Below are 243 nucleotides of genomic sequence, written 5' to 3' on the forward strand. Positions count from 1 at the left end.
GAAAACGGTTGCGCAGTCGAAGAGTTGGCCGATGGTGCTGACCTGGATGACACCGGCCTGGGCCAGCAGGGCCCGGGTACTGGCGTCGTCGAGCGAATGGTCGGCGGCGGCCATCGCCGGCGGCACCGCCCCACGGCCAGACTTCACCGCCACCACCGGCTTGCCGCTGGCGACGCGGCGCGCGAGTCTGGTGAACTTGCGCGGGTTACCGAAACTCTCGAGGTAGAGCAGCACCACCTCGGT

General features: G+C 68.7%; 1 protein-coding gene. It reads right to left on the minus strand.

All coding sequences use genetic code 11. The features are described 5' to 3' along the window. The coding region (locus tag SB754_RS22440; RefSeq protein ID WP_410784484.1) for a hypothetical protein at window positions 1-243 on the minus strand (243 nt) is incomplete at both ends.

Source organism: Leifsonia sp. SIMBA_070 (assembly GCF_046534635.1).
Taxonomy (GTDB): Bacteria; Actinomycetota; Actinomycetes; order Actinomycetales; family Microbacteriaceae; genus Leifsonia.